Origin of the sequence: Paenarthrobacter sp. NPDC090522 (genome assembly GCF_044769225.1) — a bacterium.
GTDB lineage: Bacteria > Actinomycetota > Actinomycetes > Actinomycetales > Micrococcaceae > Arthrobacter.
In genome coordinates, this window is sequence record NZ_JBIVXL010000027.1 from 1 (window position 1) to 21,488 (window position 21,488).

Annotated in this window: 20 protein-coding genes and 1 pseudogene; 15 read left to right on the forward strand and 6 right to left on the reverse strand. The window is 62.2% G+C overall.

What is annotated here, in order from left to right:
- Window positions 1-108 precede the first annotated feature (108 nt).
- Window positions 109-1,512 (reverse strand): CitMHS family transporter, encoded by a 1,404-nt coding sequence (locus ACIQT2_RS22080; RefSeq protein WP_402950910.1) that lies wholly within the window; start codon window positions 1,510-1,512, stop codon window positions 109-111.
- Between the two features lie 135 nt (window positions 1,513-1,647).
- On the opposite strand from ACIQT2_RS22080, the gene glpX reads away from it, so the two are divergent.
- The 3 genes and pseudogenes from glpX to ACIQT2_RS22095 form a co-directional block, all read left to right on the forward strand.
- On the forward strand, window positions 1,648-2,610 hold the full coding sequence (glpX, locus tag ACIQT2_RS22085) for a class II fructose-bisphosphatase (RefSeq protein ID WP_402950913.1): 963 nt from the start codon (window positions 1,648-1,650) through the stop codon (window positions 2,608-2,610).
- 22 nt (window positions 2,611-2,632) lie between these two features.
- Complete coding sequence (locus tag ACIQT2_RS22090) at window positions 2,633-2,779, forward strand: hypothetical protein (protein WP_402950916.1); 147 nt, start codon at window positions 2,633-2,635, stop codon at window positions 2,777-2,779.
- Window positions 2,707-2,868: pseudogene (locus ACIQT2_RS22095) on the forward strand (universal stress protein); the annotation flags it as partial. The gene ACIQT2_RS22090 and the pseudogene ACIQT2_RS22095, both read left to right, overlap by 73 nt.
- 208 nt (window positions 2,869-3,076) lie before the next feature.
- Here ACIQT2_RS22095 and ACIQT2_RS22100 read toward each other — a convergent pair.
- The 4 genes from ACIQT2_RS22100 to ACIQT2_RS22115 all read right to left on the reverse strand — a co-directional run bounded on the left by ACIQT2_RS22100 (window position 3,077) and on the right by ACIQT2_RS22115 (window position 7,264).
- On the reverse strand, window positions 3,077-4,642 hold the full coding sequence (locus ACIQT2_RS22100) for a tripartite tricarboxylate transporter permease (protein ID WP_402950917.1): 1,566 nt from the start codon (window positions 4,640-4,642) through the stop codon (window positions 3,077-3,079).
- 11 nt (window positions 4,643-4,653) lie between these two features.
- Window positions 4,654-5,145, reverse strand: a complete 492-nt coding sequence (locus tag ACIQT2_RS22105; protein WP_402950919.1) for a tripartite tricarboxylate transporter TctB family protein — start codon at window positions 5,143-5,145, stop codon at window positions 4,654-4,656.
- Window positions 5,142-6,155, reverse strand: a complete 1,014-nt coding sequence (locus tag ACIQT2_RS22110; RefSeq protein WP_402950922.1) for a Bug family tripartite tricarboxylate transporter substrate binding protein — start codon at window positions 6,153-6,155, stop codon at window positions 5,142-5,144. The genes ACIQT2_RS22105 and ACIQT2_RS22110 overlap by 4 nt, the downstream gene beginning before the upstream one ends.
- 263 nt (window positions 6,156-6,418) lie before the next feature.
- Complete coding sequence (locus tag ACIQT2_RS22115; RefSeq protein WP_402950924.1) at window positions 6,419-7,264, reverse strand: FCD domain-containing protein; 846 nt, start codon at window positions 7,262-7,264, stop codon at window positions 6,419-6,421.
- Between the two features lie 230 nt (window positions 7,265-7,494).
- On the opposite strand from ACIQT2_RS22115, the gene ACIQT2_RS22120 reads away from it, so the two are divergent.
- The 12 genes from ACIQT2_RS22120 to ACIQT2_RS22175 all read left to right on the forward strand — a co-directional run bounded on the left by ACIQT2_RS22120 (window position 7,495) and on the right by ACIQT2_RS22175 (window position 19,634).
- A complete protein-coding gene (locus ACIQT2_RS22120; RefSeq protein ID WP_402950927.1) occupies window positions 7,495-8,376 on the forward strand; it encodes an amidohydrolase family protein in 882 nt (293 codons plus the stop codon).
- Between the two features lie 31 nt (window positions 8,377-8,407).
- Complete coding sequence (locus ACIQT2_RS22125) at window positions 8,408-9,763, forward strand: 2-hydroxycarboxylate transporter family protein (protein ID WP_402950930.1); 1,356 nt, start codon at window positions 8,408-8,410, stop codon at window positions 9,761-9,763.
- Between the two features lie 40 nt (window positions 9,764-9,803).
- Complete coding sequence (locus tag ACIQT2_RS22130) at window positions 9,804-10,889, forward strand: isocitrate/isopropylmalate dehydrogenase family protein (protein ID WP_402950932.1); 1,086 nt, start codon at window positions 9,804-9,806, stop codon at window positions 10,887-10,889.
- Window positions 10,890-10,919: 30 nt separating this feature from the next.
- Window positions 10,920-12,293, forward strand: coding sequence for an NAD-dependent succinate-semialdehyde dehydrogenase (locus ACIQT2_RS22135; RefSeq protein WP_402950934.1), 1,374 nt, complete (start codon window positions 10,920-10,922; stop codon window positions 12,291-12,293).
- Between the two features lie 11 nt (window positions 12,294-12,304).
- On the forward strand, window positions 12,305-12,763 hold the full coding sequence (locus tag ACIQT2_RS22140) for a cupin domain-containing protein (protein WP_402950936.1): 459 nt from the start codon (window positions 12,305-12,307) through the stop codon (window positions 12,761-12,763).
- Window positions 12,760-13,059, forward strand: a complete 300-nt coding sequence (locus tag ACIQT2_RS22145; RefSeq protein ID WP_402950938.1) for an antibiotic biosynthesis monooxygenase family protein — start codon at window positions 12,760-12,762, stop codon at window positions 13,057-13,059. The genes ACIQT2_RS22140 and ACIQT2_RS22145 overlap by 4 nt, the downstream gene beginning before the upstream one ends.
- 2 nt (window positions 13,060-13,061) lie before the next feature.
- On the forward strand, window positions 13,062-13,310 hold the full coding sequence (locus ACIQT2_RS22150) for a hypothetical protein (protein ID WP_402950940.1): 249 nt from the start codon (window positions 13,062-13,064) through the stop codon (window positions 13,308-13,310).
- A 92-nt stretch (window positions 13,311-13,402) separates the two neighbouring features.
- Window positions 13,403-13,822 carry a universal stress protein gene (locus ACIQT2_RS22155; RefSeq protein ID WP_402950942.1) on the forward strand — a complete coding sequence of 140 codons (420 nt, stop codon included), beginning with the start codon at window positions 13,403-13,405 and terminating at the stop codon, window positions 13,820-13,822.
- A 99-nt stretch (window positions 13,823-13,921) separates the two neighbouring features.
- Window positions 13,922-14,923 carry an amidohydrolase family protein gene (locus ACIQT2_RS22160; protein WP_402950945.1) on the forward strand — a complete coding sequence of 334 codons (1,002 nt, stop codon included), beginning with the start codon at window positions 13,922-13,924 and terminating at the stop codon, window positions 14,921-14,923.
- Window positions 14,924-15,178: 255 nt separating this feature from the next.
- Window positions 15,179-17,218, forward strand: coding sequence for a hydantoinase/oxoprolinase family protein (locus ACIQT2_RS22165; protein WP_402950947.1), 2,040 nt, complete (start codon window positions 15,179-15,181; stop codon window positions 17,216-17,218).
- Between the two features lie 5 nt (window positions 17,219-17,223).
- The gene (locus tag ACIQT2_RS22170; protein ID WP_402950950.1) at window positions 17,224-18,981 is read left to right on the forward strand and encodes a hydantoinase B/oxoprolinase family protein; all 1,758 of its coding nucleotides are present in this window, start codon (window positions 17,224-17,226) and stop codon (window positions 18,979-18,981) included.
- A 74-nt stretch (window positions 18,982-19,055) separates the two neighbouring features.
- Window positions 19,056-19,634, forward strand: coding sequence for a hypothetical protein (locus ACIQT2_RS22175; RefSeq protein WP_402950953.1), 579 nt, complete (start codon window positions 19,056-19,058; stop codon window positions 19,632-19,634).
- Window positions 19,635-19,639: 5 nt separating this feature from the next.
- Here ACIQT2_RS22175 and ACIQT2_RS22180 read toward each other — a convergent pair whose 3' ends face one another.
- Window positions 19,640-21,376 (reverse strand): ABC transporter substrate-binding protein, encoded by a 1,737-nt coding sequence (locus ACIQT2_RS22180; RefSeq protein WP_402950956.1) that lies wholly within the window; start codon window positions 21,374-21,376, stop codon window positions 19,640-19,642.
- Window positions 21,377-21,488: the final 112 nt, after the last annotated feature.

Here is a 21,488-nt window from a genome sequence, read left to right on the forward strand (position 1 = left end):
CATCACCGTTCAGAACTGCCAGTCGGTACTGCTTGGATGTAGTCACGGGGGTGTTTCCTTTTCTCTATAACCAGGTCTCTTTGACGGACCAGGAATTTGTGGGTGAGCTCAGCCAGTGATGCTGATGGCTCCGGTGAGGATCTGGAAGGCAATGAAGGCGAGGCAGGCGCCGACGACCCAGAGGAGGGAGAACTTCTGGAATTCGCCCAGGTCCTTCTTGATCAGGCCAAGGAGGACCCACAGTGGGGCGGACGCCGGGCCGATCATGTGGGAGATCTGTCCGACGACACCTGCGCGGGCGATTTCGTTGGCGTGAATGCCGTACTGCGAGGCGGATTCGGACAGGACCGGCAGGATGCCGAAGAAGAACGCGTCGTTGGACATAAAGAATCCAAGCGGGATGGCGATGATCGCGGTGAAGAGGGGGAGCAGCGCACCCATCGAGGTCGGGACGATGCTCAACAGGGCGTCGGCCATGGCCTGGATCATTCCGGAATCGGACAGGATGCCGGTGAACACGCCGGCGGCGAGGACGAGCATGACCACGGGGACGGCGCTGACTGCGTGGCGCTTGATGGATTCACCCTGGGTGTGCAGTTCGGGGTGATTCACAAGCAAGGCAACGACGAACGCTCCGATAAACAGGACCACAAGGGGAGCGACGCCGGTGATCAGCAGGACCAGCAGCAGGATGGTCAGGCCGGCGTTGACCCAGGTGCGCCACGTGGGGCGGTCGCCGATGTGGTGGGTGCCGTTCTTGATTTCAGCGGCGAGCTCGGCGACGGCGGCTGTGTCAACGTGCTTTCGTTGCAGCCGGCCCAGGACGTAAGCAACCACCAGGATGAAAGCGCAGGTGAGTGCAAGGGAAGGGATGAGGCTGACAAAATACTCGGTCGCGTCCAGTTGAAGCACGCTGATGGCGCGGGTGGCTGCACCGCCCCATGGGGTGGATCCGGAGATCAGGCCCAATGACATCGCAGCTACGGTGGCGATGACGAGTGGGTTGATGTTCAACTTCTTATAGATGGGCAGGAACGCAGAGCAGATGATCATGTAGCTGGTGGTGCCGTCACCATCCAGGGCAACAGCCATGGAAAGCACAGCCGTGCCAATGCAGATCCGGACCGGGTCACCCTTGGACAGGCGGAGGATGAACTTCGAGATCGGGTCGAAGAGCTTCGCGTCCATCATGACGCCGAAATACAGAACCGCGAACAACAACAAGACTGCGGTAGGTGCGACGGTCTTCAGGCCCGAAAGCACCATGTCACCGAGATTGGGTCCGTGACCTGCAATGACGGCGAACAAAACGGGGGCACAGATGATGGCCACAAAAGCTGTGGCCCATCTGCGCATCACTGCGACCATGAATGAGCCTAGGGTGGCGAATCCGAGGACGGCGAGCATCGTTACTCCTTGAAATTGAGGGACTATCTCCCTGACGGCAACTCTGACGTGCTGGGTCCCTTGCCGGTAACCCGGTCCCTCAACCTCTCGGGTCGGGCACGACATCGACAGTAAACCTTAAGTGGTCGACCAGTCAAGTAAGTGGTCGAGTGGTCGACCACTTGTGGTTTTTTAGATACCATCGTCGACGTGACATATGAAGCTGCCCAAGTCTTATCCCGTCCCGACAGAAACCTTGGGATGGAGTTGGTACGTGCCACCGAAGCCGCGGCGATCCGTGCCGCACCCTTCATCGGCAAAGGCGACAAGAACGCAGCCGACGGGGCAGCGGTGGATGCCATGCGCCGATTCCTGGGCTCTGTGGACTTCGATGGCGTTGTCGTCATCGGCGAGGGTGAGAAGGACGCGGCCCCCATGTTGTACAACGGCGAGCATGTCGGCAACGGTAGCGGCCAGTCCTGGGACGTCGCCGTTGACCCGATCGACGGCACCACCCTGACGTCAACCGGCCGTCAGAACGCGCTGTCGGTGATCGCAGTTTCGGAGCGGGGAACAATGTTTGATCCCAGCGCGGTCTTCTATATGGACAAGATCGTCACTGGCCCTGAAGGCCATGGCGTCATCGACCTGATGCGGCCAATCGGAGACAACCTCCGAGCACTCGCCAAAGCCAAGAACGTGCCCGTCGAGGATCTTCAAATCGCCGTGCTCGACCGGCCCAGGCACGCCAAGCTGATCAGCGACATCAGGGCTGCAGGAGCATCAACCAGGCTGCTTCTTGACGGCGACGTGGCAGGGGGAATCAATGCCGCCCGGCCGGGCTCGCCCATTGACATGTGCGTCGGCATCGGTGGGACACCGGAAGGCATCATCACCGCCTGCGCCGTGAAGGCACTCGGGGGCCTGATCCAAGGACGGCTAGCGCCCGTCGACGCAGCCGAAAGGGACAAGGCGCTCCAAGCCGGCCATGATCTTGCGCGCGTCCTGAGTCAAGATGACCTCGTCCGGGGAAACAACAGCTACTTCGTTGCCACAGGTGTAACGGACGGAGCCCTCGTCGATGGCGTCCGCCGAAGTCCCGGCCTCATCCGGACAACGAGCATCGTTCTGAGGACTGCCTCGGGCACAGTCCGCCGGGTAGTTGCCGACCACCTCGAATCCAAGTGGCACGGCCCTGCCAATGAGTCCGAAAACACTCAGTAGGAACAACTAAAGCAGAGAAATCATGACCGGAGTAGTTATCGTCGGCGTTGACGGCACCGAAACAGCTCTGAATGCAGCAGCATCGGCCCGCGAACGCCGGCCCAAGTCCTCATGCGCGAAGCTGATCAACGCACTGCCCAGCTCATCGTCGTGGGCAACAAACGAATGAAGGGGCTTAGCCGTGTTCTCGGCAGCGTCGCGAACCAGGTAGCCCACAACGCATCCTGTGACGTCTACGTCGCCAAGACGGTGCGCTGACCTGCTTCAACTTCTCCGGCGTCGGCATGCGCTACGCAACACGCACCCGAAAGACGGGGCCGGCGCCGGTTACCCAACTGGTGAACAAGCTTGCGGGTGGAAAAAATGCCAGCCATCACAGATCGGCATAGTGGTCTGATGGCCGCGCTGAGATCTGTGCTGGCTGTGGCGGCGGGGGGTGTCCTTCGCCGCCACAGCGGCTGTGTGATTAGTGCTTTTCGCCTCCTGCGACGGTTACGTGCTCGAATTCCTCAAGCACACCGACGTCCTTAGCCGTCCGGCGTTCCCAGCGCTTCATAACCTGCGGCACGATAGCCACGAGGATCACCACTACATAGGCGGCGACGGAGAATGGCGTGCAAACCAGCGCACCGAAATCGCCGTCTGCGATGGACATGGCCCTGCGGAGTTGCGTTTCTGCCAGAGGGCCGAGGATCGCTCCGATGATCAGTGGTGCTACGGGGAACCCGTATTGGCGGAGGAAGTATCCGAGGACGCCGATGATCAGCATGATGAAGACATCGAAGACGGATCCGTTGATGCTGTAGGCGCCGAGGAGGGCGAAGGTGGAGATTCCTGCGTACAGATACGGCGTGGGAATGAGCAGCACCTTGGCCCACAGCCCGACCAGCGGAAGGTTGAGGAGCAGCAGCATGACGTTGCCGATAAGCAGGGCAGCGACCAGTCCCCACACCAGTTGTGGTTCCTTTTCCAGCAGCAGCGGGCCGGGTTGGAGGCCGTACTGCTGGAAGGCGACGAGAATGACGGCGGCTGTTGCCGACGTCGGGAGCCCCAGGGCGAGCAGCGGCATGAGTGAGCCGGCGGCGTTGGCGTTGTTGGTTGCTTCGGGTCCGGCGACGCCTTCAATGGCGCCCTTGCCGAATTCCTGCGGGTGCTTGCTGAGCTTCTTTTCCAGCGCGTAGGACAGGAAGGTGGGGATTTCGGAGCCGCCGACGGGGATGGCACCGAGCGGCCAGCCGATCGCTGTTCCGCGGAGCCAGGCGGGCCACGACCGCTTCCAGTCTTGCCTGCTCATACCTGTCATGGACTTCCCGGACTTGTTTTTGAGGTCCAGGAGTTTGGGTTTGCCGGGCCGCATTTTGGCCGCGAGGTAGATGGCCTCTCCCATGGCGAAAAGAGCCACGATGAGGACCACGGTGTCGATGCCGTCGAGGAGCAGCGGTACGCCGAAAGTGAATCGGGCGGAGCCGCTTTGGGCATCGAGCCCGATGATTCCGATGACCAGGCCAATGGCAACGCTGACGAAGCCGCGGGATGCCGATGATCCGAGCAGGGCACCGACGGTCATGAAGGCTACGACCATGAGGGCGAGGTAATCGGAGGGGCCAAGTCCGATGGCTATGTCGACGACATAGGGCGCGCAGAATGCGAGGGCGAGGGTTGCGATGGTACCGGCGACGAAGGAGCCGATGGCGGCGGTTGCCAGGGCTGCAGCGGCCCGGCCGGCCCGTGCCATCTTGTTGCCTTCGATGGCGGTCATCATTGAGCCGGACTCGCCGGGGGCGTTGAGCAGGATGGATGTTGTGGAGCCGCCGTACATGGCTCCGTAGTAGATGCCGGCGAACAGGATGAACGCGGCAGATGGTGGCATGTTGTAGGTGACCGGCAGGAGCAGGGCGATGGTCAGTGCCGGGCCGATGCCAGGCAGGACGCCGACGAAGGTTCCGGCGATGACGCCGAGCAGGGCGAAGAGCAGGTTTTCCGGTGTCGCGGCGACCGCGAATCCCTGGATGAGCCCGTTGATTCCTTCCATGGAGAACTTCCTTAAAGGATGCCTGCCAGCACGCCCGGCGGCAGGTAGATGCCCAGGGGTCGTGTGAACAGGAGGTAGATGGCGAAGGACAAAGCGACGGAAGCGACGGCGACCCGCCAGCCGAGCCGGGCACCGAGCGTTACGGCAATGCCGAAGAACGAGACGGCACAAGCTATGACGTAGCCGGCGGGTTCGAGGAGGACAGCAAACGCCAGGATGGAGATGAGGAGCAAAGCTACACGCTTCTTGTTCATGGGCAGCGATGGGTCGACGAGTTCGCCGTCTTCTGGTGCTGCACTGTTGCCGCGCAGGACGTCCACAATCACAAACGCTGAAGCTGCGGTCAGCAGCGCGCCGATGACGTAAGGGAAGAACCTTGGGCCGACATTGCTGGCGGCGAGGGGTTCGTTGATGAAGGTGGTTCCCACGAGGATGAAGATGCCGAGCGCGAGGGTGAGCCCGGCGAAGACGAGCTCACCCTTGCTTTTGACGCTGGTGATCATGCCAGTCCCAGCGTGGTCAGGATTTCGTGGGTCTTGGATTGCTGGGATTCCAGGTCGGCCTTGAACTTGTCGCTGTCCAGGTACTCGTCGGACCAGCCGTTGGTCTTCACGGTTTCTTTCCAGGTCTCGGTCTCGACGAGCTTTGCGAAGACATCGGACAGGGCTTTGCGGTCGGCGTCGCTGACACCAGGCGGGGCGAAGATGCCGCGCCAGTTCACGAGGACAGCGTCGGGGTAGCCAGCGTCCGTGATGGTGGGAGCATTCGGAGCAACATCGATCGGCTTGTCCGAGGACACCGCGAGGATCCGCAATTTGCCGGCATCGACTTGGTCGCCGAATTCGTTGTAACCGGCGATTCCCGCGGCAACCTTGTTGCCCAACAGGGCAACGAGGGCCTCACCGCCACCGGAAAAGGTCACGAAATTGACGTCAGCCGGCTTGACTCCTGCGTCCTTGACGAGGGTGCCGCCCCAGATGTGGTCGACGCCGCCCTGGTTGCCGATGGCAATCGGGTTGGCTCCGGGGTTGGCTTTGAGAGCGGTCAGAAATTCCTTCAGAGTCTTGTAGGGCGAATCGGCGGGCACAACGATTACCTCGTATTCGCCGATGAGCCGGGACACCGGGGTGAGGTCGGTGAGCTTGTTGGGGGCGGAGTTGGTGATGGTTGCTCCGACCAAGGAAAGGCCGCCGAGCATCAGGTCTTTGGTGCCGGATTTCTGGACGAATTGGGACAGTGCGACAGTACCTCCGGCGCCCTGGGTGTTCCGTACCTCGATCTTGTTGCTGAGCTTCTCGCCTTTCAATGCCTTCTCCAGGGCGCGGGCTGTCTGGTCGTAACCGCTGCCGGGCCCTGACGGGGCATCGATGGTGATCTCCTTGGCTACGGAGCTGTTGGAGGCAGCGTTGGGGTTGGTCGCGGCGGGGCCGCAGGCTGTGATGGATACCGTTGCGGCGAGGGCCGCGGCTGCGGTTGCCATCAGCCGGCCGCGCCGGAGGGAACTGATCTTCATTGATTCATCCGCTTTCGTTGGGTGCGTCGAGTGACGTGCGCAACAAGCATGCCAACGCGGATGGTCTTTTGCATGCCAAAAAACCACAAGATGGTTTTTTGTGTTAAAAAAATCCAGACGGGCGGAAGGCCTGTGAATGAGTCAACAAACTATGGGCATGCGAAGGCTGGCGTGCCTTGCCAGGGAGGCGTCGCCCGCGGCTGGCGAGGTCGTCTAGGAGCGGGACCGGGTTCGGACCCTGAAATGCCGCGCGTTGCGTGGAGTTATCGCGCCTTTTCCGTGCCGACGGTGGAGAGGTGCCGGCGGAGGTGCTCCGAGGCTTCCCGAAGCTCGCCGCGAAGGAGGAGGCGGGCCAACTCAACGTGCTCGGCGCACCGCAGGACCGCCCGTTCCGGGACGAGCGCCTGCCGGTATTCGATCAGTCGGCGCAGCCGGTTGATGCGTGCCAGGCTTTCGATGAAAAAATCGTTGTTGCTGCATTGGGCCACGGTTTCGTGGAAACGGGTGTTCAAGTCGAAGAGCTCGGCTCCGGAGATGGTCCAGATCTTGCCGTCAACAAGTTCCTGCTGCTCAAGCATGCGTTCGTTGAGGGCTTCCCTGTTCAGGACGAAGGTGTCTTCCAGGATAGCGGCAGGTTCGACGACGAGCCGGAAGTGGTAGCTGTCCCGGTAGGACTTCACGGATGTCAGGACTGGGAGGAACTCCCACCCGTATCCGGGGAGGGGAGCGACCCATCCTTCCGTGGAGATCCGCACCAGCAACTGGGCGACCTGGCCTCGGGTCAGGTCATAGCGGCGCATGAGCCCGTTTTCCGTAACGCGTTCCGGGAGGGCTCCATCGAGCCTGTCGGCGGCAATGCGCATGTAGGCGTGATCGTCGGCAGCCTGATCGGCGGACTCTGGAACCAGGACGTCGGCGCCGGTTTTGGCCACGACGTAGCCCCCCGTCTCGGTCCTTGCAACGGTCCCTTCGTGCAGAAGCCCCTGGAGCGCTTTGCGGATGGGGGAGCGGGAGACCCGGAGGCGCTCGGCCAGGAAGCGCTCTGTGATCCGTTCGCCGACGGCAGGGCTCTCGTTCCGCAGATAAGTGCGGATCTCGGTTTCGATCATGGAAGTCAGTTCAGTACTTCCCGTGGCGCTAGCCGTCACCTGTGGCTCCATTCACTGCGGCGAATCCTTCACCTACGGTACCGGTCGTCGCGCGACTCTTCCCCATGCTGGCATTTTACTCCACAGAAAGACCACTTAATGGTTTTTTAGTATTGCAAAAAACCAAAGTGGAGTTTACGCTTGTGGTGTTCGTCAATGACGGGCAACACACAGCAGTGAGGGAGTTTCCAATGTCAGATGTGATCCATCGCGTAGTACCTGAAGGGTCTATCGACACCCACGTACACGTCTTCGATCCCACGTGGTTCGCCTACGCCGAGGACCGCGACTACACTCCCGCAGAAGCAAACCTTGAAGACGTGCAGGCCCACGGAGACGCCCTCGGGCTCGAGCGATTCGTCTTCGTGCAGCCCAGTGTTTATGGCACGGACAACTCCGCACTGTTGGCGGCCCTGAAGCTCCATGGGGCCGAGCGCTCCAGGGGAGTGGCCGTCGTCGGGCCTGAAACATCCGACGGCGAACTGGCCGTCCTCCACGCCGCTGGCGTGCGGGGGCTGCGGTTGAACGTCAAGTCCAACCCCGACGGCGGAAAGGCTGACATCCGCGGTCCGCTCGGGACTCTCATGGAACGGGCCGAACCCCTTGGCCTGGCGGTGGAGTTGTTCTGCGGCGCCACGTCACTGGCCAACTCGTCCGACATCATCGCCAGCTCACCGGTGCCGGTCATCCTGGACCACTTCGGCGGTGTCAAAGTCTCCGATGACGGTAAAGTCCACGGCCTTGAACAGGTCAAAGAGCTGCTGTCCCTGCCCCACGTTTGGGTCAAACTCTCGGCACCCTACCGCGTAGCTGCGGAAGGGGCCGCATCGCCGGCCATCCCCGGCATCGTGCAAACACTGTTCGACGCCAGGGCCGAACGCCTGGTCTGGGCGTCGGATTGGCCCCATACCGGTGGCGGCGCCGACCGCAAACGCCGGGGACCCGCCGTCGTCGAGCCCTTCCGCGACATCGACGACATCACGGAAACCAGCAATTTCCTCGCCTGGCTCCAGACCGCCGGTGCAGCCCGGCAAATCCTCGTGGACAACCCCACCAGGCTCTTCGACTTCTAACCCTTCCCAACAACTCATTCCGAGGACGACGATGTCTACTCCAAAAACCAACACCGCATCCCAACCAGCGGCAACCAAGGGAGGCGTCATTCCCAAAGGACGCGCCTTCTGGTGGAAGCTCATGGACACCGATGTCGGCATCATTCCCTTGCCGGTGTATCTTCTCCTGATCATCCTCCTGATCGCCTTTACGGCCACCAAGGGTGTCACCGGTGAACTGGCCATGGTCATTGCGATCTCCGCGGTGTTCGCCTTTACCCTCGGTGAAATCGGCAACAGGCTGCCTTTGGTCAGGCAGATCGGCGGCGCCGCAATCCTGGTGACCTTTGTCCCGTCCCTGTTGGGCTACCTCGGCCTCGTTCCCGAGCCGATGAAGAAAGCCGTCGGTGACTTCTTCTCCTCCAGCAAGGTCCTGAACCTTTTCATCGCCGCCGTCATCGTCGGCTCGATCCTCAGCATGGACCGCCGGATCCTGATCAAGGGCTTCCTGAAGATTTTTGTCCCTCTGCTGGCAGGCAGTGTCCTTGCCATCGTGTGCGGCACCGCCATGGGCACCCTGCTCGGTTTGGGACTGCACGACACGTTCTTCTTCACCGTCGTTCCCATCATGGCCGGCGGCGTCGGTGAGGGTGCGATCCCGCTGACCATCGGCTACTCCTCGATCCTGGGAATGGACCAGGGCGAAGCGCTGGCCCGGGTCCTGCCACCGATCATGGTCGGCAACCTGACCGCGGTCCTCCTCGCAGGCATCCTGTCCCTGATCGGCAAGAAGTTCCCCCACCTGACCGGCAACGGCCAGCTCCAGCCCGGCGGAACCGACATGCTGGACGAAAAAGAAGAAGAAAAGCCCGCCGGACTGGACCTGAAGGCCATCGCTGCGGCCGGTATCACCGCCGTCTCCCTCTACCTCCTCGGCGTCCTCGCCTTCGAACTCTTCGACTGGCCCGCACCGGTGGTCATGCTCTTCGCAGCAGTGCTCCTGGCCCTCGCCCACGGCGTCTCGCCCCGCATCCAGGCCGGCTCCAAGGTCGTCTACAAATTCGGCCTCACCGCGGTCGCCTTCCCCATCCTGTTCACCTTCAGCCTGATCCTGACCCCGTGGCAGAGCCTCGTGGCAGGGTTCGCCCCGGCCAACCTGATCACCATCGTCACCACGGTGACCGCGATGGTCGGCGGCGGGTTCCTCGCAGCCCGCTGGGTCAAGCTGCACCCCGTGGAATCGGCCATCGTCGCCAGCACGCACAGCGGCATGGGCGGAGCAGGCGACATCGCCATCCTCACCGCCAGCAACCGCATGCGCCTGATGCCCTTCGCCCAGATCGCTACCCGCATCGGCGGTGGCCTCACCGTAGCCGGCGCACTCATCCTCATCAGCATCATCAAGTAACCCTCTCCATACCCCCTGAAACTTCCCGAAAGGCACCATCATGAAAATCCTCGTACTCCCCGGCGACGGCATCGGCCCCGAAATCACCGAAACCACCCTGGACGTCCTCAAGACCGTGGACCAGATCCATAACCTTGGACTTGACTTCGAGCAGAAAGACATCGGCCTCAAGAGCTTGGCCGAGCAGGGCACCACCCTCCCGGACGCCGTCATGGAACGCATCCCGCAGGTCGACGGCGTCATCCTCGGCCCCGTCTCGCACTATGACTACCCGTCCAAGCAGGAAGGCGGCTTCAACCCCTCGGCCGAGCTCCGCGTCCAGTTCGAACTGTTCGCCAACGTCCGTCCCTGCCGCTCCCGCGACGGCCTGAGCATCCTGCGCACCCCCATGGACCTGGTCATCGTTCGCGAAAACACCGAAGGCTTCTACTCTGACCGCAACATGTTCGCCGGAACCGGCGAATTCATGCCGGACGAAAACATGGCACTCAGCGTCCGGAAAGTCACAGCCAAGGCGTCCGAACGAGTCGCCCGTGCCGCTTTCGAAATCGCACAGGGCCGCAACAAGAAGGTCACCGCGGTCCACAAGGCCAACGTCGTCAAGCTCTCCGACGGGCTGTTCCTCCGTGAAGTCCGCAAGGTCGCCGCCGAGTTCCCCGACGTCCAGCTCGAAGAACTGATCGTCGACGCGGCCGCAGCACTGTTGATCCGCAAGCCCCACGAGTTCGACGTCATCGTCACCACCAACATGTTCGGTGACATCCTCTCCGACGAAGCCTCCGAACTCTCCGGAAGCCTCGGCCTCGGAGGCTCGCTCAACGCAGGCCACAACATCGGCGTGGCACAGGCCCAGCACGGCTCCGCCCCGGACATCGCCAACCAGGGCATCGCCAACCCCACCTCCTTGATTCTCTCCGCCGCCATGCTCCTGGACTGGCGCGGCCGTCGCGACAACAACCCTGCCCTCATCGCGGCAGCAGCCGACATCGAAATCGCAGTCGAGACCGTTCTCGCGAACCCGCTCACCCGCACCGGCGACATCGGCGGCTCTCTCGGCACCCGCGAATTCGCGGATGAAGTCATCGCAACCCTTCCCCGCGAACGCGTCGCCCAAGCAACCGCCTAACCACCACCACTCTCGTTCGAAGGAACAACCATGATTTCGACTATCAACCCAGCAACGGGTGAACACGTCCGGTCTTTTGATGCCCATACCCCGGAGCAGGTTGATGCTGTTCTGGATGCTGCTGTCGCGGCGCAGAAGCAGTGGCGCCTGGTCCCGGTGGAAGACCGTGTCCAGGTCCTTCGGAACACCGCGAAGGTACTCCGTGAGAACAAGGCCCAGTACGCTGCCCTGATCACCCTGGAAATGGGCAAGCCCGTAGCCGAGGCCGAGGCCGAAATCGAGAAGTGCGCCCTCACGGCCGATTACTACGCCAAAACCGCACCCGCCCATCTGGCGCCGGAGTCCATTGCGTCTTCTGCTGCGTCGTCCGGTGTCGTGTTTGATCCCCTGGGCGTGGTGTTGGCGATCATGCCGTGGAACTACCCCTTCTGGCAGTTCTTCCGCTTCGTACTCCCGGCCGTCGCCGCCGGCAACGGGGCCATCCTGAAGCACGCCAACAACGTCCCCCAAGCCGCGCTGGCGGTGCAGGACGTCATGGACCGGGCGGGCCTTCCTGCAGGGTTGTTCGCCACCGTCCTGATCGAGTCCTCCGCCGTGGCCGGGCTGATCGCCGATGACCGGATCGCCGCCGTCACCTTGACCGGGTCCACGCAGGTCGGTTCCATTGTGGCGTCCCAGGCCGGGTCTGCGTTGAAGAAGCAAGTCCTGGAGCTGGGTGGTTCTGACCCGTTCATTGTCCTGGCCGACGCCGATATCCAGGCCGCCGCGAAGACCGCGGTCAAGGCCCGGTTCACCAACAACGGGCAGTCGTGCGTGAACGCCAAACGCTTCATCGTCCACGAGGACATCGCCGATGAGTTCGTGGCCGCGTTCACCGCCAACACCCAGGCCCTCATCGTCGGCGACCCGACCGACCCGGCCACCACCATCGGGCCGATGGCCAGGGAGAACCTCCGCACCGAACTCCACGACCAGGTCACCCGCACCCTCGCCGCCGGCGGTCGCCTGGTTTTGGGCGGAAACATCGTGGACGGCCCCGGGTTCTTCTACGAACCCACCATCATCGACTACGTCGCCCCTGGCCAGGCCGCGTTCGATGAGGAAACCTTCGGTCCCGTCGCCGCGATCATCCGCGTGTCCTCTACGGAGGAAGCCATCACCCTGGCCAACCAGTCCGAATACGGGCTCGGCGCCGCCCTCTGGACCGGTGACACCGCCACCGCCACGGCGGAACTGCTGCCCAGGATCGATGCCGGTGCGGTGTTCATCAACGGCATGGTCGCCTCCGACCCGCGCCTGCCCTTCGGCGGGATCAAGAAATCCGGGTACGGCCGGGAGCTCGGCTCCTACGGCATCCGCGAGTTCACCAACATGAAGACCTTCTGGACCGGCCCAGCCAACTAAGGAACCCCACCATGACCCGAATCCCCACATCCATTTCCACCGTGGACGCGTTGATCCTCCGCCCCAAGGAACTGCCCCGTAAAGACCGCGGCAACGGCGCTTCCACCGTGCCGCTGGTCGGCTCCCACCTCGGCGCCACCACGTTCCTGAACGGGATCACCACCTTCGCCCCGGGAGCTGCGATCGGGCACCACTCCCACAACTGCGTCGAATCCGTGATGGTCATCGAAGGCACCGCCTACGTGGACATCGACGGCACCGAACATTACCTGGACACCTACGACACCACCTTCGTGCCCGGCAACATCATCCACCGGTTCCGGAACGCCTCCGAGACCGAAGAGATGAAGATTTTCTGGACCTACGCCTCGATCGACGCGACCCGCACCATGGCCGGCACCACCGACCGCAACCGCATCGACGAAGAACAAGCCACCCAGCCACCCGCTACGGAAGGAGCCACCGCGTGATCACCGAATACGCGACCCTCACCATCAAACCCGGTTCCGAAGCGGACTTCGAAACAGCAGCAGCCCAAGCAGCGCCCTTCTTCCAGAAGGCGCCCGGGGCGTTGAGCATGCGCATCGAACGAACCATCGAAACCCCCAACGAATACACCCTCATCGTGCAATGGGAAACCCTCGAACACCACACCGTGGGATTCCGCGAATCAACAGAATTCCAGCAATGGCGCGAACTCGCCGGACCACACTTCGCCGCACCACCCCAGGTCAAACACACCCAACACACCTACCTGGGATTCTGACCGTGCCGACGCACGCGCCAGAACACGCCGACAGCAAGCTGCTGCCAACCGGCCGGGTTGTCCGCGACTGGGCAGACCTGGCCGTGGACTCGTGGGTTGATGTCGTCGCCGAGTCGGAACCGCTCACCCATGCCCGGGTCGACGCCAAAACAGAGGATGGGTCCATCCTGTGGCTGGTTGAGGCGGGCACCGGCAGACGGACGCTTCGTCTAAAGACCGATCCTCTGGTGCTCTACCGCACCAGCCACTAATCCAGCAGGGGATGTCAGGGGCCGGATGCCCCCTGACATCCCTTGCTTTGTCACGTCCCTGGACCATCAAAGCCTTCACCCCCAGGAGCATCATGACCATCGTCGCCGGATACGTCCCCACCCAGGAAGGTGCCGCAGCTCTGGACTACGCCATCGCGCAGGCCAAGAAGACCAACAGCCTTCTCGTAGTGATCAACTCTTCCCGCGGCACAGCTCTTGTTGACCGAAACTACGCAAGTCCCGAAGACGTCGAGAACGTCGAGGAACGACTTGCCGCGGAGGGAATCGAACACCTGGTACTGCAGCCGGTCCGTGGACAGGACGCCACCGATGAAGTGCTCGACGCAGCACAAACCCACAATGCAGACCTGATCATCATCGGCATGCGCAGACGCACCCCCGTCGGCAAGCTCATCATGGGAAGCACCGCCCAGAGAATCCTCCTCGAAGCAGACTGCCCGGTCATCGCCGTCAAAGCAGGTTGGCACGCCAACTCATCCCGTGAGGTGTGAACCCGGCGTTCACAGGACAAACCCCGGGCGTACGCACCTGCCCGTGGCAATGACGGAAAAGCAACGTCCCGTACAGATCAACAACTCAAAGGAGAGCCCATGATTCAGCGCGCGCCCAGAAACCCCGCACCAGCAGCGACGGGATGGTCCATCCCCAGGCGCACCATCGTCAAGGGACTCGTTACCGGCGCCGCTCTCGCAACTCTCGGCACCGCTACCGCCCAGGCAAGCGAGGCCCTGGAAGCACCCTTCTCGGCAGGAACAGGGCGGGCACGCTACAGGGTTCCCGGACAGGCCACGGACAGCCACATGCACATCTACGACCCGGAGAGGTTCCCCTACCCGTTCCCTGGAACTACACCCCCGCCCCAAGCGATCGTGGCCGACTACCGCCGCCTGCAACAACGCATCGGAACCAAACGGACGGTCGTGGTAACCCCGTCAAACTACGGCACTGACAATCGGTGCACATTGGACGCCATCGACCAGCTCGGCCTCCGCAGTGCACGAGGTGTCGCCGTCATCGACGAAAGCTTCACAACTGCCCAACTGAAGGACCTGGACCAAGCAGGCATCAGAGGTATCCGCTTCAACCTCACCCGACCCGGCGGAGCCGGAGCCGAGCTCATCCGACCCCTTGCCACGTTAATCGCACCCCTCGGCTGGCACGTGCAGATCCACATGACTGCCGAAGGAATTCTCGAAAACCTCTACAACCTCAGCGACCTGCCCACCGACCTCGTTATCGATCACATGGGCAGGTTACCCGGCACGGCAGGAACAACCCATCCCAGCTACGAAGCGATCACACGGCTCATCGACCAAGGCAAAACCTGGGTGAAACTCTCCGGCGTCTATCACGAATCCCACGACGGACCGCCTGCCTACACAGACCGGGCAGCCATCGGAACCGCCTTCGCCCGGTACGCTCCCGAACGCATGCTCTGGGGCAGCGACTGGCCCCACCCCACAGCATCCAGAGGTGAAGTCCCCATGCCGGACGACGCCGCCATGCTCGACATGTTCGCAACCTGGGTCCCCAAACAGCAGGACCGCAAACGCATCCTCGTCGACAACCCCGAAAACCTCTACTCGTTCTAAGCGCACTTGGACCGGCTGCACATCCGAAGCCACAGACCCACACCGCCTGGGGACCAGCAGTCGATCTGCTCGAGTGCGCCGTACGACTGTCAGGTGCGCACTACGGAAGTACGTAATTTAACCGATGTGTCCGGATTATGCGATCCCTAGGCTGATGCAAGTCCTCGAAGATGAGGTGACCCGGATCACGGAGCGTGGTGCGTCAGGTCACTGAGGATCTGTTCAATCACCCCGTATTCCCGACTAAGGAGACACATGTTTCGCATCGGAGTCGACATTGGTGGCACATTTACTGATCTGTATGCCCTTGATGAGACGAACCCAACCTCTGGAGGCGTGCGCACGGCCAAGGTACTGTCCACGCCGGAGGATCTGTCGCTCGGCGTCTTGAACGCCCTTCACTCGGCGGGTATTTCCCCCGCTGAGATTTCGACGATTGTGCACGGTACCACCGTGGCAACGAACGCTCTGTTGGAGCGGAAGTATCCGGAGCCGGCTTTCATCACGACGGCCGGTTTCCGTGATGTCCTGGAAATCGGTCGGCAACGTCGCCAGGCACTCTACGACCCGTACCAGGTGAAGCCGGAGCCGTTGGTCAGCCGGGCGAACCGGTACACGGTCACGGAAAAGCTTGGTGCGGACGGGTCGGTCGTCAAGCCCCTTGATGAGGCTGAGTTGCGCGCCAAGGCGGAGGAGATCCGCGATCGGGGCATTCGCAACATTGGTGTTGCCTTCATCAACGCGTACAACAGCGGCAAGCATGAACAGCGAGCCAGGGAAATCATTCTCGACGTCATTCCGGACGCCCGGATCGCGCTGTCTTCCGAGACGCGGCCGAAGGTTCGTGAACTCGGACGCTTCGTGACCACCGCTATCCGGGCAGCGATGATGCCGGTTGTAGGTGACTACATGACACGGCTGGAGACGAAGCTTGAGGAGGAGGGCTCCACCGCGCCACTGTACATCGTGAAGAGCAATGGCGGCATGATGAGTGCCAGCAACGCCAAGGAACATCCGGAAGAGCTCATCGAATCCGGACCAGCCGGTGGCGTAGCTGCAGGAGCCTATCTGGCGAACCTGCTGGAAGCGCCCAACCTGATCGTCACAGATGTGGGCGGCACCAGTTTCGAAGCGGCGTTGATGGAAAACGGCCGCGGGCTGGTCACTGACGAATACGAACTCGAATGGGAAATGCCAGTCATCGTGCCCATGCTCGATATCCGGAGCATCGGAGCCGGAGGCGGATCCACAGCCTGGATCGATTCGGGTGGATCGCTCCGGGTGGGGCCGCAGAGTGCAGGCGCCGTTCCGGGCCCAGCGTGCTACGGCCGTGGAGGCACCCAACCCACCGTCACGGATGCCAATCTGGTGTTGGGTCGGATCAACCCGGACCTTAGCGGTAAATTCCTGTTGGACATTGCTGCCGCCGAACAGGCCCTGGCGACAGTGGCTGAGCCTCTGGGCATGACCATCCACCAAGCGGCTGAAGGCATCCTCGCCATCCTCTGCGAAAACATGGCCGGCGCCATCCGCATGGTGTCCAGCGACAGGGGCCGTGACCCCCGCGATCACGCGATGGTTGCTTTCGGCGGGGCCGGAGGACTGAGCGCTTTCGAGACTGCGTGGGGAGCCGGCGTCGAGAAAGTCATCGTGCCGCCCTACGGCGGTGTCGCGTGTGCTTTCGGTGCCATCACCATGGACGTGCGCCATGACCTCGAAGCAACGTTCTACCACCCGCTTGATGAGGTGGACATGTCAGCCTTCAACCAGTCCCTGGACGCCTTGGAGGAGCATGCCCGGGAGTTGCTGGCCAGCGATGGTGCAAACGCGGAGACCGTCACCATCGACCGTTCGGCGGCCATGCGGTACATCGGCCAGTCCTACGAAGTGACCACGCCGTTGCCCGACGGTGAACTGACCACCGCCTCTTTGGACGAGATTACGAAGTCGTTCTATGTTGCCCACGAGCAGGAGTACGGCGTCTATTCCACAGAGTTCCCGGTCGCCGTCGTCAATCTGCGCATTACAGCAGTAGGCGTGACGTCAAAACCGGCGGCCTCTGCGATGGCTGGAACTGTAGCGGAGGGCTCCGGCCAACCGAAGAAGCGCCAGGTCTACTTCGGCGGTGCCTTCAGTGAGGTCGATGTTTACGACCCATCCTCTACACATATCGGACTGCGCGTTGACGGCCCCGCCATCATTGAGCAGGAACACGGAGGGGTAGTTGTCCCGCCGCTGGCAAAGGCGCACGTCGACCAGTTTGGAAACATCGTTCTGGAAAGCAAGGAGAAGTGAGTCCCATGACCAATCCCACCCCTTTGCGAAAGCTGGACCCGGTCACCTTTGAAGTGCTGCGGCGCGGTTTTGACTACGCGTGTGAGCGCATGTCGCAAGTCCTTCAAAAAGCGTCGTTCTCGCCCATCATTTACGACATGGTCGACTTCTCCAGCGCCGTGTTCGACCCGGACGTTGAGCTGATCGGCCAAACAGCCAACTGCCCCGTCCACATCGCGGCCATGCATTACAGTGCACGGGCCTCCCTCGCCAAGTTTCCCCGGGAGACGCTTCAGGATGGCGACGTCGTCATCCTGAACGATCCCTACCTCGGCGGTACACACACCCCCGACGTCACGCTGACAACGCCGATTTACCACAACGATGAACTGGTGGCCTACGCGGTCAGCCGCGCGCACTGGACCGACGTGGGACAGTCCATGGATTCCCACGTCGCGGGTGAAGGTTTCCGTCTTCCGCCGGTCAAGCTCGCCACCGGGGGCGTCCTGAACCGCGACCTGATGGACATCATCAAGAACGGCACGAGGACCCCGCAGTACGTCGAGGGTGACGTTCAGGCCCAGCTTGCCGCCCTCTGGGCTTGCCGCGATGAGATCCGCAGGCTGGCTAATCGCTACGGCGTGGACGTCATGCGGGAGGGGATGCGGGAAATCCTTGACTACACGCAGCTTCGGACCCAGAAAGCCATCGAACTGATCCCTGACGGAGTCTATGAAGGCGCGGACTACATCGACAGCGACGGGTACAGCGATGAGCCTGTCAGGATCAAGGTCAAACTTGAGGTGAAGGGCGACCGGGTCCATGTGGACATGACAGGTTCCGATCCCCAGTGCTTGGGTCCCATCAACTCGCCCCTGGCCAACACGGTTTCGGCGATCTACTACTCGCTGAAGTTCTTCCTCGACCCTCAGGCTCCGGCAAACGCAGGTATGTACCGGCAGATCGATTTCACGATTCCCAAGGGCACGTGGTTGAACCCGATCTGGCCCGCGCCGACGCTCGGCTGCACGACGGCGGCATCGTCCAAGGTCACGGGCGGTATCTGGTCTGCCATCGCAAAAGCCATCCCAGAACGCAGTGTGGCGTCTACCTACGCTGATGCGAACTGGTTTACGGCCAGCGTCCTGGACCCGGAAACCCGCGAGAACCACGTCTTCTCGGACCTGCCGGCCGGTGGCTGGGGTGGCACACCGTTCAGCGACGGCATGCACGTCACCATGGACCCCTTGGGAAACTGCCAGAACCTGCCGGCCGAAACAGCCGAGATGTTGTTCCCGCTCCGGTACAACTCGTTCGAAATGATTACCGATTCATCAGGCCCGGGCAAATACCGCGGAGGTGCAGGCGTTCGCATGGAGGTCGAGTTCGTCGGACCCGGCCAGATCATCACCATGGAATCCTCACGGACCCGTGAGGGCTCGCCTGGCACAAACGGTGGGGGATCGGGAAGCCGGCAAAAACAACTGCGTCGAAAGGTTGATGGATCGCTGCAGGCTGTAGGCGGACTTGACGACGACGGCGCCTGGCTTCCGCAGATGCTCGGCAGCGTGCAGTTCAAGCCAAATGAGTCCTTCGTTTTTGAGAGCGGCGGCGGCGGTGGTTGGGGTGACCCCTTCGACCGTGACCCGGAACTCGTTTCCAAGGATGTCCGCAACGAGGTAGTCAGCCGCGAGCGGGCCGCAACGGTCTACGGTGTGATCCTCTCCGATGACCTTCAGGTGGATGTGGACGCAACCCAACGGGCGCGTGCACCACAGCAGTAAACGATCATTTGGGGTCGTCGCGTCCTCAGGCGCGACGACCCCAAAGCTATTGGCCATAAAGGAAGGAATCGAAAGTGGGCACTGGAATTGCACTCTGGAAGGGCGACTCCTGGGACTTTGGCTGGGGAACACTGACCCTTGATTCCCATAATGGGCTGACGCTCAAGGCGGGGGAGGGCGAAGTCCGCATGGATCTGTCCCTGGACAGCTCGGCATTCGTTGATGCCTACGCGACAGATGAGTGCGTGTGGGCGGTAGGCGGTGCCGACCCACAGGTGGTGCTGGCTTCACGGATTGGTCCGCACATCCGTACCGTCCTGCGTGCCGAGCGTCTGGCAACGAGTCCTGGCGTGGAACTCGGCGGGCATGCCGTCCGTTTCCATCCACTATCCGCGGGGGACAGGTGTCTCTTGACGTGGGAGTACGGTGTTGCATTGCTGGACTCCCATGCCGGATGTGTGTGGTCGCACCTGCATCGTGACCCGGAGCTGCGGTTGCGCAAGCTGACAAACGAGGTGGTTGAACTGTCTGGAATACGGCAAGTCATCACCTTGGTCCTGGCAGATGGATCGACGACGTCGCGCGCTTTTGATCGACAGGTTGGTATCGACAGGGAAACCCTCACCGAATGGCAGCGTGGAATCGGCAGATGATGGACCTATCGTCCCGCTCCGCCGGCAGTGGTCCACGGCGGCGGGACGAATGATCCCTCCGCATACGGGTCCGGTGAGATCATGATGTTCTGGCCGGACTGGATCTGGAAAATCGTGTGTGCCTGCGAGAGCGAGGGATCCTTTGAGGTCCTGCCCAGGCTGAGTGTCCGGTGTTCCGCGGCGTCGAAAACGTAGGCCCCGTTTACACCCCTGTGCCGGGTTTCGGACAACAAAGCACCGACCTCGTCGAAGTCCCGGACATCCTCCGCTTGGCGCCACGCGTTGGCGAGAATATGGATACGGTCATAAGCGATGCCGGCGTGGGACCTGCCTGGCAATTCGCCGAACCTCACTTGATAGCGCCGGGCGAACGCGGTTCCCAGATCGTCCGAATACGTTCCTGTCGTGGTCGCCCAGAGCAGTCCCTCGACGATCGGACCGATCCTGGAACGGAAACTGGACACGGACGGGGCATAGGCGGAGTAAATCAGCGCTTCGCCGGGTTCCTTGAGGTACTCCCTGATCAGCTGAAAATGGTCATCCGGGAAGTAGCTGCCAATCATGAACGCCGCCACCCCGGCGCTGCGCACGGTCCGGGCTGCTTCTACCCAGGCCGGACCCAGCTGCTTTTGGTCGCTGGCGTGCACCACCTCCAACTCCCAGCCACGCGCCGTTGCATCCCGGGCTGCGATGTCCAAGCCGAGATCCACGATGTCCCAGCGGGATTGGACAACAACGGCGAGCCTGCCGTTGACGGGTTGCCATTGTCCTGTGTCGCGCATACCGGTCAGGAAAGACACGAACGTGGGCGCATAGTCTTCATCATCGGGGCTGAATTGAAAGGTGTTCCGGAATCGTCTTCCGTCTGCTGACACAAGATGGCCCAGCGTGGCCGAGGCCGACGAATGCAGGAAAGGAATACCCGTGGCAGCGGCGGTGTTCATGGCGCTGGATTGTCCAGCCAGGTAGCCGGAGGTGACGGCTACGGGGTTGCCATTCAAGAGGCCGGCAAGTCCGGCGCGGGTACTGGCTTCATCGTCGGCGTCGACATTGGCCACATCCATGGCCAGCAGGCGGCCACGAATACCGCCGCGTGCGTTGATCTCTTCCACGGCCTGGGTGGCGCCGTGCAGCATTTCCAATGCGTCCGCGCGCCCGCGCCCGAGGGACGGAATAAGGGCGCCGATACGCATCGGTTCCCCCAAGGCGAGAGTTGTCGCTGTCGACCGCTCCGCGTTACTGCGCTGACCTGCAGACCGCAGCATCCGTCCCAGCGCCAAGTGCTCCACGTCTTCGACGGCGGCAGGGAACGGGAGTACGACGAGGCCCTGTTCCAAGGCCATGGTGGCCACGGTTGCCCGGTTGGGAGCATTGAATTTCCGCATCAGGCGGTCGATGTGCGTGGTCACTGTCCGCACACTCAAGTGCAGCGCCGCTGCCACCTGCGCGTTCGTCAGCCCTGCCACCAACAAGGTCACGACGTCCAGTTCCCGCACGGTAGTACCCCAGGGCAGTGAAGGGCAGTCGGTTCCCTGCACGTGGGCCACGGCATGGCCGAGTCGCTGGGCGCGCTCGATCCTGACCCTCATAGGGACGCGGGGGCGCGTCCAGATGAATTGGACCCGCTCGAGTTTTTCGGCCAGAAAACCAAGCGCCAGGTCTCTAAGCAGCGGATCAAGTGTTCCGCTGCCGAAAGTTATCACCGAACCGTCCCCGAGGACTCGACATTCGAGCGAATCCACCGGTTCCCGATCCTGCTGAACAGGGCTGCGTTGAACGTCCATGGCTACCTCTCATGGTACTAGCGGCCTGCTGGGCTTGCCCGATCAGCGCAAGGGTCCTTCGCGCGGGAGT

Coding starts and splice junctions, on each gene's coding strand:
- ACIQT2_RS22160 (WP_402950945.1), top strand. CDS start 13,922: ATGATTCAGCGCGCGCCCAGAAACCCCGCACCAGCAGCGACGGGATGG.
- ACIQT2_RS22120 (WP_402950927.1), top strand. CDS start 7,495: ATGTCAGATGTGATCCATCGCGTAGTACCTGAAGGGTCTATCGACACC.
- ACIQT2_RS22080 (WP_402950910.1), bottom strand. CDS start 1,512: ATGTCGTGCCCGACCCGAGAGGTTGAGGGACCGGGTTACCGGCAAGGG.
- glpX (WP_402950913.1), top strand. CDS start 1,648: ATGGAGTTGGTACGTGCCACCGAAGCCGCGGCGATCCGTGCCGCACCC.
- ACIQT2_RS22115 (WP_402950924.1), bottom strand. CDS start 7,264: ATGATCGAAACCGAGATCCGCACTTATCTGCGGAACGAGAGCCCTGCC.
- ACIQT2_RS22105 (WP_402950919.1), bottom strand. CDS start 5,145: ATGATCACCAGCGTCAAAAGCAAGGGTGAGCTCGTCTTCGCCGGGCTC.
- ACIQT2_RS22170 (WP_402950950.1), top strand. CDS start 17,224: ATGACCAATCCCACCCCTTTGCGAAAGCTGGACCCGGTCACCTTTGAA.
- ACIQT2_RS22130 (WP_402950932.1), top strand. CDS start 9,804: ATGAAAATCCTCGTACTCCCCGGCGACGGCATCGGCCCCGAAATCACC.
- ACIQT2_RS22125 (WP_402950930.1), top strand. CDS start 8,408: ATGTCTACTCCAAAAACCAACACCGCATCCCAACCAGCGGCAACCAAG.
- ACIQT2_RS22110 (WP_402950922.1), bottom strand. CDS start 6,155: ATGAAGATCAGTTCCCTCCGGCGCGGCCGGCTGATGGCAACCGCAGCC.
- ACIQT2_RS22165 (WP_402950947.1), top strand. CDS start 15,179: ATGTTTCGCATCGGAGTCGACATTGGTGGCACATTTACTGATCTGTAT.
- ACIQT2_RS22135 (WP_402950934.1), top strand. CDS start 10,920: ATGATTTCGACTATCAACCCAGCAACGGGTGAACACGTCCGGTCTTTT.
- ACIQT2_RS22090 (WP_402950916.1), top strand. CDS start 2,633: ATGACCGGAGTAGTTATCGTCGGCGTTGACGGCACCGAAACAGCTCTG.
- ACIQT2_RS22140 (WP_402950936.1), top strand. CDS start 12,305: ATGACCCGAATCCCCACATCCATTTCCACCGTGGACGCGTTGATCCTC.
- ACIQT2_RS22100 (WP_402950917.1), bottom strand. CDS start 4,642: ATGGAAGGAATCAACGGGCTCATCCAGGGATTCGCGGTCGCCGCGACA.
- ACIQT2_RS22155 (WP_402950942.1), top strand. CDS start 13,403: ATGACCATCGTCGCCGGATACGTCCCCACCCAGGAAGGTGCCGCAGCT.